The sequence below is a fragment of the Corynebacterium glutamicum ATCC 13032 genome (assembly GCF_000011325.1).
GTDB lineage: Bacteria > Actinomycetota > Actinomycetes > Mycobacteriales > Mycobacteriaceae > Corynebacterium > Corynebacterium glutamicum.
Genome location: NC_003450.3, coordinates 3,163,751 through 3,177,050 on the forward strand (window position 1 = coordinate 3,163,751; position 13,300 = coordinate 3,177,050).

Annotated in this window: 13 protein-coding genes and 1 pseudogene; 7 read left to right on the forward strand and 7 right to left on the reverse strand. The window is 64.5% G+C overall.

The window, feature by feature from the left end:
* Positions 1–36: 36 nt before the first annotated feature.
* Genes CGL_RS14755 through CGL_RS14770 form a run of 5 tightly spaced genes read right to left on the reverse strand, consistent with a single transcriptional unit; the run spans position 37 to position 4,616 of the window.
* Complete coding sequence (locus tag CGL_RS14755; protein WP_011015526.1) at positions 37–2,256, reverse strand: copper-translocating P-type ATPase; 2,220 nt, start codon at positions 2,254–2,256, stop codon at positions 37–39.
* A 50-nt stretch (positions 2,257–2,306) separates the two neighbouring features.
* Positions 2,307–2,543 carry a heavy-metal-associated domain-containing protein gene (locus CGL_RS14760; RefSeq protein WP_011015527.1) on the reverse strand — a complete coding sequence of 79 codons (237 nt, stop codon included), beginning with the start codon at positions 2,541–2,543 and terminating at the stop codon, positions 2,307–2,309.
* Complete coding sequence (locus CGL_RS15795) at positions 2,515–2,688, reverse strand: hypothetical protein (RefSeq protein WP_011015528.1); 174 nt, start codon at positions 2,686–2,688, stop codon at positions 2,515–2,517. Before CGL_RS15795 ends, CGL_RS14760 begins: the two co-directional genes overlap by 29 nt.
* 9 nt (positions 2,689–2,697) lie before the next feature.
* Positions 2,698–3,897: a sensor histidine kinase gene (locus CGL_RS14765; RefSeq protein ID WP_011015529.1), complete on the reverse strand. Its 1,200-nt coding sequence runs from the start codon at positions 3,895–3,897 to the stop codon at positions 2,698–2,700.
* Positions 3,894–4,616: a response regulator transcription factor gene (locus tag CGL_RS14770; protein ID WP_011015530.1), complete on the reverse strand. Its 723-nt coding sequence runs from the start codon at positions 4,614–4,616 to the stop codon at positions 3,894–3,896. The genes CGL_RS14765 and CGL_RS14770 overlap by 4 nt, the downstream gene beginning before the upstream one ends.
* 402 nt (positions 4,617–5,018) lie before the next feature.
* Here CGL_RS14770 and CGL_RS14775 point away from each other — a divergent pair, with 402 nt between their 5' ends.
* From CGL_RS14775 to CGL_RS14785, 3 genes and pseudogenes are all read left to right on the forward strand, one after another.
* Positions 5,019–5,594 (forward strand): CueP family metal-binding protein, encoded by a 576-nt coding sequence (locus CGL_RS14775; protein WP_011015531.1) that lies wholly within the window; start codon positions 5,019–5,021, stop codon positions 5,592–5,594.
* A gap of 70 nt (positions 5,595–5,664) precedes the next feature.
* Positions 5,665–7,146: a multicopper oxidase family protein gene (locus CGL_RS14780; protein ID WP_003859486.1), complete on the forward strand. Its 1,482-nt coding sequence runs from the start codon at positions 5,665–5,667 to the stop codon at positions 7,144–7,146.
* A 150-nt stretch (positions 7,147–7,296) separates the two neighbouring features.
* Positions 7,297–7,870, forward strand: a pseudogene (locus tag CGL_RS14785) (TlpA disulfide reductase family protein).
* Here CGL_RS14785 and CGL_RS14790 read toward each other — a convergent pair.
* On the reverse strand, positions 7,867–8,853 hold the full coding sequence (locus CGL_RS14790) for an NADP-dependent oxidoreductase (RefSeq protein ID WP_231838278.1): 987 nt from the start codon (positions 8,851–8,853) through the stop codon (positions 7,867–7,869). The pseudogene CGL_RS14785 and the gene CGL_RS14790 overlap by 4 nt on opposite strands.
* Before the next feature lie 304 nt (positions 8,854–9,157).
* Complete coding sequence (locus tag CGL_RS14795; protein WP_227747685.1) at positions 9,158–9,340, reverse strand: hypothetical protein; 183 nt, start codon at positions 9,338–9,340, stop codon at positions 9,158–9,160.
* Here CGL_RS14795 and CGL_RS14800 point away from each other — a divergent pair.
* The 4 genes from CGL_RS14800 (at position 9,309) to CGL_RS14815 (ending at position 13,155) form a co-directional block, all read left to right on the forward strand.
* A complete protein-coding gene (locus tag CGL_RS14800) occupies positions 9,309–9,719 on the forward strand; it encodes a Crp/Fnr family transcriptional regulator (protein WP_227747686.1) in 411 nt (136 codons plus the stop codon). The two genes, CGL_RS14795 and CGL_RS14800, sit on opposite strands and share 32 nt — an antisense overlap.
* 155 nt (positions 9,720–9,874) lie before the next feature.
* Positions 9,875–10,111: a heavy-metal-associated domain-containing protein gene (locus CGL_RS14805; protein WP_011015535.1), complete on the forward strand. Its 237-nt coding sequence runs from the start codon at positions 9,875–9,877 to the stop codon at positions 10,109–10,111.
* A gap of 205 nt (positions 10,112–10,316) precedes the next feature.
* Positions 10,317–10,634 carry a hypothetical protein gene (locus tag CGL_RS14810; protein WP_011015536.1) on the forward strand — a complete coding sequence of 106 codons (318 nt, stop codon included), beginning with the start codon at positions 10,317–10,319 and terminating at the stop codon, positions 10,632–10,634.
* A gap of 643 nt (positions 10,635–11,277) precedes the next feature.
* A complete protein-coding gene (locus CGL_RS14815) occupies positions 11,278–13,155 on the forward strand; it encodes a heavy metal translocating P-type ATPase (RefSeq protein WP_011015537.1) in 1,878 nt (625 codons plus the stop codon).
* Positions 13,156–13,300: the final 145 nt, after the last annotated feature.

Consider the following 13,300-nt stretch of genomic DNA (forward strand, 5'->3'; position numbering starts at 1 on the left):
AGGTTGTGTATGGGGGAGTCGATGAAGGATTGAAAGTCAGCGGACGGGGGCTGCAGAGCTCACAGCAGCCTTCTCCTCCTTCCCGTCGGTCGGAGCTAGGTGAGCCGGGTCCAGGTCGATCCGGCGTAGCAGCTGGGCGTTGAGGGCGACGATGATCGTGGACAGGGACATCAAGATGGCGGCCGCCGCCGGGGGAAGCAGCACACCGATAGGGGCGAGCACACCGGCGGCCAGCGGAACGGCCACGATGTTGTACCCGGTCGCCCAGACCAGGTTCTGGACCATCTTGCGGTAGCTGGCATGGGAGAGCTCGATCATCGACAGCACGGCCCGGGGATCATCACTGGCCAGGACCACCCCGGCGGACTCCATCGCCACATCTGTACCCGCGCCAATCGCAATACCGACCTCGGCCCGGGCCAGGGCCGGGGCGTCATTGACACCGTCGCCGACCATGGCCACGCTCAGACCGCGCTCCTGCAGCTGGGTGACCTTGGTGTCCTTGTCCTGCGGCAGAACCTCGGCGAAGACCTCATCGATCCCCAGATCCTTGCCCACTGCCTGGGCGACCTGGGTGGCGTCACCGGTGATCATCGCCACCTTCACCCCGCGGGCCTGCAGGGCGCGTACCGCCGCGCGGGATTCGGGGCGGATTTTGTCCTCCACTGCCACCGCACCGATGATCTCACCGTCGCGGACGACATGGAGCACTCCGGCACCTCGCTGTGCCCAGGAACCGGTGATGTCGGCGAGCTCACCCGGGGTGGTCAGATTGAACTCGCGTAGCATGTTCGGCCCGCCCACGAGGATTTCGGCACCGTCGACGGTGGCCCGGATCCCGCGGCCGGAGGCGGCGGTGAAACCGGTTGCGCGCAGCTGACGCTGCGAGGCCTCCGGGTGTGCGGCCGCGGCAGTCACGATCGCGCGGGCCACGGGGTGCTCACTATCGGCCTCAGCGGCGGCGGCCAGGGCCAGCAGCTCACCCTCGGCGATACCCGTGGCCGGAGCCACGCCGGTGACGGCGTGTGCGCCTTCGGTCAGGGTGCCGGTCTTATCGAACAAGACGACGTCGATGGTGCGCATGTGCTCGAGTGCCATGCGGTCCTTGATGAGCACCCCGGATTTCGCGGCGCGCTCGGAGGAGATCGCGATGACCAGCGGGATGGCCAGGCCCAGGGCGTGCGGGCAGGCGATGATCAGCACGGTCACCGCGCGGACCACGGCATCGTCGGGGCTGCCGATGATGGTCCAGACCACGGCGGTGATCAGGGCCGTGATCAGGGCGAACCAGAACAGGAAGGCTGCGGCTCGATCGGCCAGGGCCTGGGCCCGGGAGGAGGAGGCCTGGGCGTCGGCGACCATGCGCTGGATGCCTGCCAGGGCGGTGTCCCCACCGGTGGCCTCCACCCGGATACGGACGGTGTTGTCGGTGGCCACGGTGCCGGCCACCACGGTCTCACCGGTATCCCGGTAGACGGGTCGGGATTCGCCGGTGATCATGGCCTCATCGAATTCGGCCGCTCCGTCGATGATGGTCCCGTCGGCCGGGACGCGGGCACCTGCTCGGACCAGCACGACATCGTCGACGGCCAGCTCTGAGATCGCTACGGTGCGGGTGGTCCCGTCGACGACCTTCTCGGCCTCATCGGGCAGGAGCGCTGCCAGCGCGTCAAGCGCGGAGGAGGCTGCACCAAGAGCGCGCATCTCCAGCCAGTGGCCCAACAGCATGATGGTCACCAGCAGGGCCAGTTCCCACCAGAAATCTAGGTGGAACCCGCCCAGCCCCAGGGTGGTGACCCAGGAGGCGATAAACGCCACGGTGATCGCCATGGCGATCAGGAGCATCATGCCCGGTTGGCGGGATTTCAGCTCGGTCATTGCGCCCTTGAGGAAGGGGGTGCCGCCGTAGAGGAAGATGATCGTGCCCAGGACCGGAGGAATCCAGTAGGCTCCCGGAATCTCCGGAATATTATATCCCAGCAGGTCGGCGAACATCGGGCTGAAGAACACCACCGGAACCGACAGGATCAGCGACCACCAGAAGCGGTCCCGGAACATCGCGGCGCTGTGGCCGGCGTGTTCACCGTGACTGTGGACCTGATGTTCTTCATCGACAGTGGAATGCGGATGATCGTGCGGCATGGCCTGGCCGTGGGTGGCGGCATCCGCATGGTGCTCGTGACCGGCATGATTCGGGTGGTGGGTGTGGTCTGTTTCCGGAGCGGGGTGATCACCGTGGTGGTGGGGAGTGCTCATGAGGTTCCTTCCGCTCAACCCGGTCGGGGTCGAGATGATGGGTGAATCGATCAGGACAAGACGGTGTAGCCGGTCTCCTCAATTGCCCGGTGGACGGTTTCCAGGGGCACGGAACCCGTGACCGTGACGATGGAGACCCCACCGGCGATGAGGTCGACCTGGACGTCGTCGACCTGGGGCAGAGCGCTCACCGCCTCGGTGACGTTGTCGGCGCAGTGTCCGCAGGTCATGCCTGTGACCTGGTAGGTGGTGGGACCTTCAGGTGTTGCGTCGGTTGCCGCGGCCACGGCCGAGGCGGAGACGGTCGCGGACGGTGTAGAGGGCGCGCAGCATCCACAACCGTCGGAGGCCAGCGGCAGCAAGGGGGAAGTCGGGGTGGTCATCGGATCGCTCCTGTGGGATCGGGGGATCAGGCGGGGTTTCCCCTCCCATCGTATACCCCTATGGGGTATTGTCAAGGGGTTGATACGGATCGCTGCCGAGGTCATCAGAATTATTGTCCCCGGGAGTGGGGTCACTGAGCATCAGGGACACGTTTTCCTGGTGCAGGGGAAGACGGATGGTGAAGACCGATCCGGCACCGGGGCCAGGAGAGGTGGCGGTGAGAGTGCCGCCGTGGGCCTCGATCAATGCCTTGGAGATGGTCAGACCGATACCGGCCCCGCCGTTGTCCCGGCTGCGGGCGGCATCCCCCCGGTAGAAGCGTTCGAAGATGTGTCCGAGCTGGCCAGGTGGGATGCCCTCGCCGTCATCGGCGACGTGGATGAGCGCGGTGGACGCCCCCTGTCGGTGGACGCTGATCCGGACCTGCCCGCCGGCCGGGGTGTACCGTAGCGCGTTCGACAGGAGATTGCTCATCACCTGGCCGAAGCGTTGCCGGTCCACGAGCACCCGGACGGTGTCCATAATGGTCTCGACCTGTAAATCGACGCCTTTGTCAGCATAAGCTTCCCCCGCGGCAGCAGCGGCGGTATGGAGCAGATCCCCGAGCCCTTCCTCCGCCAGGTCCAAATCGATCCGGTGTTCCTGGGCCCGGGAGACATCGTCGATGTCTTCCATCAACCGGGTCAGGCGGGTGAGTTGGTCAGCCATGATCGTGTGGGTGGCATTATTCCAGTCCACGACCCCGTCCTGGAGACCATCGAGGTAGACCGTGAGCACCGATAAGGGGGTGCCCATTTCGTGGGCCAGATCAGAGAGCATCTGGCGGCGGACCTGTTCGGTGTGTTCCAGCCGGTCGGCCATGGTGTTGAAGGCATGCGCCAGGGTGGTGACCTCGGGGCCTGCTTCTCCGGCGGGCACGCGGATACGGTAGTTGCCGGCCGTCAGGCTGGTAGCGGCGCGGGTGAGATCCTGCAGGGGGGTGCGCAGGCGACGCGATAACCACAGGCTGGCCAGCAGGGCGCTGATCAAGGCGGTGGGCAGGGCGACGGCCAGGGTGATCAGGTTGGCGTCCCGGTAGGCCTGCTCGGCATGGAACAGCTCCAGCGAGGGGTCCTCCCGGCCGGTCATCAACATATGATCATGGAACAGGGTCGGGCCCACCATCGTGGCCACGGCCGCGGCCACCAGCAGGCTAATCACCACGACCAACACCTGGGCGGCCAGGAAGCGGAAGGTCAGGCCGGGTCTGTGATTCATGGCTGCCCCACCCGGTAGCCCACGCCACGCACGGTGTCGATAAACCCCCGGCCCCGGGTGTCGGTGCCGAGCTTGCGACGCAAGTTGCCGATGTGGACATCGACGATGCGTTCATCGCCGACCCAGGTGGTGTCCCAGACCTCGGTGATCAGGTCGTGGCGGGTCAGCACCTGGCCGGGGCGCAGGGCCAGGGCAACCAGCAGCTCGAACTCCGTGCGGGTGAGCTCCACGGTCGTCTCCCCCACCCACACCTGATGGGCGACGGGGTCAAGGATGAGGTCACCAACGATCAAGGGGGTGGTCACCTGCGGTGGGGTGGTGCTGGTGCGCGGGCGGCGCAGCACCGCATGCACCCGGGTCACCAGTTCCCGGATGCTAAAAGGTTTGGTGATGTAGTCATCCGCCCCCAGGGTCAAACCGCTGATCTTGTCGTCCTCGCTGCCACGCGCGGTGAGCATGAGGATGTAGCAGTCCGAGAAGGTGCGGATCCGTCGGCACACCTCCAGGCCGTCGAGTTCGGGCAGCCCCAGATCCAGCACCACAACATCGGGGGAAAAGCGACGGGCCTCGTCCACGGCCTGGGTGCCGGTGTGCGCCTGGCGGGTGTCGAAGCCGGCCCGGATGAGGTAGGAGGCCACCATCTGAGCCAGGGGTTGTTCATCATCGACGACCAGCACCCGCCCCGGGGGCGTGGCGGTGGTCGGTGTGCGGTCAGCCATAGACCCCAGTATCGCTTCGGCCGGGGGGAATACCACCCTCGTTCAGTGCCCGGCGGGGAAATCTTCATCAAATCTTCAAACATCACCCTTCGACCGCCGTCACCCCTGTGCCCCACCCCGGGCCGGCGGCATCGCCTCCCCTGGTCGGTTCAGCAGGCGTCACCAGGGATTTCACTGCCTGCACCGCATACCCGGGGCGGGTAGAAGGACATCGTCCACGGCTGTGGGGTGGTGTCCCGGTGGTGACCCAGCCCACCGGAGTCACCCCCTTTTCGCCCTGTTATAAGGCTGTGAGCAGGGTTTTTGATTTCTGGGCCGTCAGGCACCCGTGCTAGAAAAGGTATGGCATCGACCTTGAGGCGGTGTCTTCTCACGGTCTTACCACGATCCAAGGAGATTGACGTGAAACGAGCAGCGATCGCAGCCGCCGCCCTTACCCTCGCCCTCACGGGGTGTTCGGCCGCCGACCCGGAACCCACCGCCGACGGGACGGTGTCCCAGGATACATTCCTGACTACCCATGGCCTGGCCGCCATGGACGCGGTGGAGATCATTGATCACCTCGACCGGCAGAAGGTCACTGAGCGTCCCACGGATCTGATCGCCTCAGTGCGTGCCGATGAACTGCTGCTCTCGAGCGATGACCAGGAAGTCGTGGTCGATCTTCCCGACAATCAGACGTATGTCTCGATCGCACCCTACCTCACCTCCACCCACGACTGCTTCTACCACAGCCTCACGACCTGCCTGGGGGAACTCGACAATGAGGATATCCAGGTCACGATCACCGATGAAGCGACCGGCGAGGTCCTGATCGATGAGCAAACCACCACCTTCGACAACGGGTTTGTCGGCTTCTGGCTTCCCGATGATGCCACCGGCACCATCGAGATCACCCATCAGGGGCGCACCGGTGTCACCGAGTTCTCCACCACCGAGGACGGGGCCACCTGTGTCACGGACCTGCGCCTGACCTGATGCCTCAGCAGCGGGTTTCCCCTGATCCTTCCCCTGTGTCACTCAGACTTGCACCAAGGACGGTTTAACCATGACAAGTAGTTTTTCCCGGCGACAGTTTCTGCTCGGCGGGCTCGTACTCGCCGGCACCGGGGCCGTGGCCGCCTGCACCAGCGACCCTGGACCCGCTGCCTCGGCACCAGGTCCCTCCCTTCGCCCCACTCCCACCCCCACTGCGCTCGGTGAGCCGACGGTGCGCCGGACACTGACCGCCCGGCCCCTCTCCCTGGATATCGGCGGCATCGAAGCCAAGACGTGGGGATACGTCTCTGACACCGGGGATGCGGCCATTGAGGCCACCGCCGGCGACGTCCTCCAGGTCGATATCACCAATGAACTGCCTGAGAGCACCTCCATCCACTGGCATGGCATCGCACTCCACAACGCAGCCGACGGTGTGCCCGGCATGACCCAGGACCCCATTGAACCTGGCGAGTCTTTCTCCTATGTTTTTGAAGTCCCCCACGGTGGCACCTACTTCTACCATTCCCACACCGGCCTGCAGCTTGATCGCGGCCTCCACGCCCCACTGATCATCCGTGACCCGCAAGACGCTGAGGACCAGGACGTCGAGTGGACCATCGTGCTCGACGACTGGGTCGATGGCATTCAGGGCACTCCCGACGATGAGCTCGACAAGCTCACCGGAATGGGTTCGGGCGACCATAACGGGAGGATGGGAATGGGAGGTCACGGCCAGATGATGCACGGCACCCCGGACCGGGTACTGGGCGGGGATGTCGGCGATGTGATGTATCCGCACTACCTCATCAACGGACGTATCCCCCGTGCTCACCGGACCTTCGAGGCTCGCCCGGGCGACAAGGCCCGCCTGCGGTTTATCAACTCCGGCGGTGACACCATCTTCAAGGTGGCCCTCGGTGGTCACCGCATGACTGTCACCCACACCGACGGCTTCCCTGTCCAGCCCTGGGAGACCGAATCGATCTACCTGTCGATGGGCGAGCGTGTCGACGTCGAGGTCATCCTCGGCGACGGCATCTTCCCGCTCACGGCTTTGGCGGTGGGTAAGGACGACCGCGCCTTCGCCGTCATCCGCACCGCCGGCGGCCAGGCCCCCCGCCCCGATGTCGACTTCCCCGAGTTGTCGTCCACCGGACTGCTTCTGTCCTCCCTGAAGCCAGCAGACCGTGCACTCCTGCCCGAGGGCACACCAGACCGAGAAGTCAGCATCGACCTGGGCGGGCAGATGATGCCGTATGAATGGAGCATTCTCACCGACGGCCAATCCTCCTCCGCGACCGTGCAGGAGGGCCAGCGCCTGCGGATGGTCATGCGCAACAGGACCATGATGCCCCATCCCATGCACATCCACGGCCACACGTGGGCGCTGCCCGGCAGCGGCGGGCTACGCAAGGACACCGTCCTTCTCCGCCACGGTGAAACCATGATCGCCGACCTGATCGCTGACAACCCCGGTGAGTGGGCATTTCACTGCCATAACGCCTATCACATGGAAACCGGGATGGTCAGCTCGCTTCGCTACGAGTAACCCCCACAGCAGGGTTGAGTGCCGAGGTGGGCAGAGTCGCTGCAGACCACCCACCGGGCAGCACGATGACCTTCCTCGGTGTTGTGGTCTTCCGGGACAACCAGAACACCGTCTTCTTCCTCACCGCCCCGGAATAAGGAGATCTAATCCATGCCGAGCACACCCCGCAGAGCCGCCATCGCGGTTGCCGCGGTGCTCACCGCCGTGACCCTGGTGGCCTGTTCCTCAGGCGACGGCGCCCGAAACGCCGTCGCCGTCGGGGGGCACCTTCCAGTTCCACTCACCAGGAGGCCAAACCGAGATTATCTACGCAGAGGAGGAACGTGCCCCGCTGCCGGACTTCTCCGGCCCGTCGCTGATGGAGGAGGGTGAGGAGATCAGCCTGTCTGATTTTGAAGGCGAGGTCGTCGTCCTCAACGCTTGGGGCCAGTGGTGTGCACCGTGTCGGGCGGAAGTCGATGACCTGCAGCTTGTCCAGGAGACTCTCGACCCCCTCGGTGGCACGGTGCTGGGCATCAACGTCCGTGACTACAACCAGACCATCGCCCAGGACTTCAAACTCGACAACGCGGTGACCTATCCCTCGATCTACGACCCGCCGTTTCGTATCGCTGCGGCCCTGGGTGGGGTGCCGACCTCGGTCATCCCGACCACCATTGTCCTGGACCGAAGCCACCGCCCGGCCGCGGTGTTCCTGAGGGAGGTCACCGCGTTGTCTGGTTAGTCCTGGGAGGTGATGAGCTCGAGGACGATCTTGCCGCGGGCGTGGCCCTGCTCAACGTGGGCCAGGGCCTTACCGGCCTGTTCCAGCGGGTAGGTCGTATCGACCTTCGGGTCGACCAGCCCGTACTGGACCACCCCGGTGATCTGTCCGACCATTTCCGGGGTGCGGCGCAGCACCTGTCCACCGAGTTCTCCCACGGTGGCAGCATCAGCCGCCGAGATCACGTGCGCCGGATTCTTCGCTAAGGGAGCAACCACCCGCAACGCCTCCCCGCCGACTAGGTCGAAGACTACGTCCACACCGTCAGGGAGCAGCGCACGCACCTGCTCCGCGACGGCGTCGCCGGTGGCGACGAAGATAGCACCGGTGGATTCGATGAGCTCGCGCTTGTCCTCGTGGTCAACGCCGACGACCTGGAACTTGTGGACCCGTCCGATCTGCGCGGCCATCAGCCCGACCCCACCACCGGCCCCATTGATCAGCAACGACTGGCCTGGTTCAAGCTCGACCTGGTGAGTGCCGGCGTAGGCGCTCGCCCCAGCGACCGGGATCGCGGCGGCGTCGGTGAACGAGATCTCCTCCGGCTTTAGCACGGTACTCTCTGCCACCAGCAGGGTGTCCTCGGCATATCCGCCGACGCCGGGGGCCACCAGGCCGAGCACCGGATCGCCGACCGCGAAGCCCTCCACACCGTCTCCAACGGCGGTGACGATCCCGGAGGCCTCCTCGCCCAGGGGTGCCGGAAGCTCTCGCGGGGTTCCGGCAACCCCGGAACGGACCTTCCAATCAAGCGGGTTGACCCCGGCCGCGTGGACCTTGACCCCGAGTTCTCCCGGGCCTGGCTGGGGGGTGTTGCGGGTGATCAGTTCCTGGTTTTCCGGGCCGCCGTACTCGTTGGACACGTATACCTTCGACATCGTGTGCTTCCTCTCCTCGTGAATTTCTTTCCTGTGGTCACGGCCGTTTGCGGCCTTGCCTGTCACGGTAGGAAGATGATCACCGCGAGACCATGACGTGGATCAAAGAGTGAAAGAAGTGATCACGAAGGACCCCACCGACATTGGGGGATCTATCGCGCAGGCCCCTTCGTGCCGCTAAGGTCGGTGTCGCTTGCCACAGCGTGCCCAGGGCCTCTCGATGCCCTAGGTGAGGCCTGCCCCTGTTCCCAGCAGGAGCAGGCATTTTTCTCCGTCGTCACCCTTCGGGGACGGCAGGACCCTGACATGCATATCCCACACCGCCTCAACGGTTGCGCACCATGAATCCCGAAAAACCGGCTAGTACCGGTTAAACCTGCGGCAGTGGGGAGGCCCTGAGGCGAAGGTCGGTGATGCAGGTGGCTCCGTCCGTACCGGTGGTGAAGTAGGAGTAGCCGATGAACCCGTTGTCGAAGGTGGTTGCCTGCTCCGAGACGAGCACCGCACCCGTGCCGTCCTCAATGATCTCCAACTCCTGGGCGATTGAGACCACCTGCGCGCTCTACCTGCCCGTCGAGGCCCTGGCCGAGGTCGTGGACGCCTACCCGCAACTGGCGTTGGCGATCATGCGGATGCAGCAGGACCAATTGGTCCGGTCCCGGGAACGCGAGACCGCACAGACCACCTCGACTGTCGAGCAGCGCGTGGCCGCCGCCCTCCAACACCTGGACGCCAAGCTCGGGCAAATCCGACAAGACGGATCCAGCCTGCTGCAGGTCCGCCTGCGCCGCGACGACGTGGCCGGCACCACCGTCGAGTCCGCCTCCCGGGCAATGGCGCGGATGAAGAAAACCGGTGTCATCGACTCCGGCCGCGAATGGATCGCCATTACCAACCACCAGGCCCTGGCCGACCTGGTCGCCGGCCTCTAAACGCCCACATCCCTCTCTCTTTCCCAGGACAATTTCCCGGTAGGAGAGATTTGTCGTTGTTTGATCCAGGTCAAGGAATTAACCCGGAAAGGACCGTATCTTTAAAGGTGCAAGCACAGGAACATGACGATAAAAGATGAAAGGACCTGGTTACGATGACCGCCCCCGCCACGCTGAAGAACACCACCTTGCGCTCTGATGAGTTCACCTGTCCGAGCTGTGTCGCCAAGATCGAAAACAAGCTGAATGGTTTGGACGGCGTGGAGAATGCGGAGGTGAAGTTCTCCTCCGGACGCATCCTGATCACCCACGACCCACAGAAGGTCTCCGTACGTGACCTGGTCACCGCGGTAGCCGAGGTCGGTTACACCGCCAAGCCGTCGGCGATCTGACGCACTCCCGACCCCACAAGCCCGCCCGCACCAGAAAGTGCCGGCGGGCCATCTGTGCCCCCGGGCTACGAGCACCACAGTCTTTTTGCGATCCATATCTCACTTTGCGGGTACTTGATGCGGATCAAGGTACTTTCTCCGGATTGTTCATAACTTAATGAGTATCACAGAAAACACCTGATCTTCATCATGAAAGGACACCACCATGGCCGAAGTAACCTTTGCCAGTCTCCACGAGAAAATGAACTTCCTGCTCAAGGACCACGGGGTCGAGAACTTCGACGAGTCGGATCTGGACCTCGAATCCGTCTCCTCACTGCACGCCAAGGCGAACGCGTTATGCGCCGCCCACGGCGGTGACCCCTCCCGCATGGCGAACGATACCCTCGCCCAGCTGCACCCGAAGCTGGACTTCCTGATGAAGGGGCACGGCGTGGACACCGACACTGCCCGCCTGGACTTGAGCACACTGGAGGCTGTGGATGCCAAGGTCAACGCCGTTGTCAACGCCCACGATCATTAGCGACTGGACCATCTTTCCGAAGTGGGAGCCGCGCTGTCCTCATGTCCACACCGACCCGTGAACGACAGGGACCGAATCTTCTCGCAAGAACTCGAGCCCTGAATACAGGCGACATCCAGGGTGCCATACGCAACGGCTACTCCCGCCTATCACAGTGTGGCGGCGTTGTACCGCGTGAGCCGTCCTGCGGGCCAGGACGACACTATCCACCTAGGACATCTCAAGGAGACCCGTGACGCCTACCAGTGACGCGTAGATGACGACCTCGCCCTGTTCCCCTCCCTTGCGGCGCCCGACCCACACGGCCGCCACCCGATCCGGGAATGGCTGAGCACTCACACCGGCCCTCTCATGGACCCCGGCTGTACCGCCAAACCCTCGGCCTACTAAACACCCCCTATCCGAGTACCCGGGAAAGGAGCATGATCGACGCCACGTCATCTCCACGCCAGGAACCCACCAGCACCGTGCGGTGCTGGTGGGTTCCTGGCGTTGACAGGCCACGTGGCATGCTCTTCTGCTCCACCTCGTCAGGTCGGAGGTGTGTGGGTGATTGATCCAGGTCAAGGAAGTTTCTCCGGAATTGTCCTAACTTAATGAGTGTCACAAGAAAAAGACCCTCAAAAAGTAAAGGACACCCATCATGAAGACCTGGAAAACCTGGGGCATCGTCGCCGTCTCAGGCCTGTTGATTATCCTGTCCTGGCTCACCCCCGCTGGGTGGCTGTCAGACGGATTCATGATCGCCGCCGCGGTGGTCGCCGGCTGGCAGATCGCCCTCTCCGCCGTCCAGGCCCTGCGCATTAGGATGATCTCGATTGACCTGCTGGTCATCGTCGCCGCCATCGGCGCGCTGTTCATCAACAACTACTGGGAATCCGCCGCCGTCACCTTCCTCTTCGCCCTCGGCAAGGCACTGGAGAAGGCCACGATGAACCGCACCCGCAAGGCACTGTCTGACCTGGTGGACGCTGCCCCCGAGACCGCCACCGTGCTGCGCGACGGTGAGCCCGAAACCGTTGAGATCTGGGAACTGGCCCCCGGTGACGTCGTGCTCGTGAAAAACGGCGAGCAGATCCCCGTCGATGGACGCGTGCTCTCCGGACACGGTGGGGTCGATGAGGCCACCATCACCGGAGAATCCGTCCCGGCCGAGAAGGCCGCGGACTCCGAGGTCTTCGCCGGCACCTGGCTGCGCTCCGGTGTGCTGCGCATTGAGGCGATCGGCATCGGCTCGGATTCCACCCTGGCCAAGATCATCCACCGTGTCGAAGACGCCCAGGATGACAAGGCAAAAACCCAGACGTTCCTGGAGAAATTCTCGAAGTACTACACCCCCGGCGTCATGATCGCCGCCCTGGCCGTCGGCCTGATCACCCTGAACGTTGAACTGGCCCTGACCCTGCTGGTCATCGCCTGCCCGGGTGCCCTGGTCATCTCGATCCCGGTCTCGATCGTCGCCGGTATCGGCCGCTCCGCCAAGGACGGCGTCCTGATCAAGGGCGGGGAATACCTGGAGACCTCCGCGAAGGTCGACACCGTAGTCGTCGACAAGACCGGCACCCTGACCAACGGCCGCCCCGAGCTGACCAACGTCGACGTCCTTGACCCCGCCTACTCGGACGATGAGGTGCTCACCCTGGCCGCCCGCGCGGAAACCGCCTCCGAGCACCCCCTGGCCGAGGCCATCATCCGCGGCGCGGAGAACAGGGGCTTGACCGTGGCGATGGTAGAAAAGGCCGAACCGGTCGCCGGCCGCGGCATCCGCGCTGACGTGGACGGTGCCACCGTGGCCGTGGGCTCAGCCGACCTGCTCGATCACACCCCGGATAACACCCGCATTCTCGAGCTCAACGAACAGGGCAGGACCGCCATGTACGTCGGCATCAACGGCAAGGCCGTGGGCATCGTCGCTGTGGCCGACACCATCCGAGATGATGCCCCGGCCGCGATCAGGTCCCTGCACAATAAGGGAATCCGCGTGGTCATGGCCACCGGTGATGCCGAACGCGTCGCCCGCAACGTCGCCGCCGAGCTCGGTGTCGATGAGGTGAGGGCAGAACTGATGCCTGAGGACAAGCTCGAGATCGTCAAGGAGCTGCAGGCGCAGGGCCGGGTCGTGGCCATGGTTGGCGACGGTGTCAATGACACCCCGGCACTGGCCACCGCGGACATCGGTGTGGCGATGGGTGCGGCCGGTTCGCCTGCCGCCATCGAGACCGCCGATATCGCCCTGATGGCCGACAAGCTGCCGCGGCTGCCCTACGCCCTGGGTCTGGCCCAGCGCACGGTGCGCACCATGCGGGTCAACATCGGCATCGCCCTGCTCACTGTCACGATCCTGCTGGCCGGTGTCCTGCTCGGTGGAGTGACCATGTCGATTGGCATGCTCGTCCACGAGGCCTCCGTCCTGCTGGTCATCGCGATTGCGATGCTCCTGCTGCGCCCCACCCTGAAGGAAGACAAGGACAAGGCAGACGTCAGTACTGCTGACGCCGCGAAGGAGACGCTGAGCGCCTAACGACACAATCGCCACAGCCAGCCCCGCCGGTTTCCTCCAGGTCTTCCCGGTGGGGCTTTCCCCTGTGCACCAGATCCCCGATCTCATGTAGCTGCACTGTGACGGTGCTGTTGCAAAGTTGGGCGGAGAGCAGCGAAGACTCAGT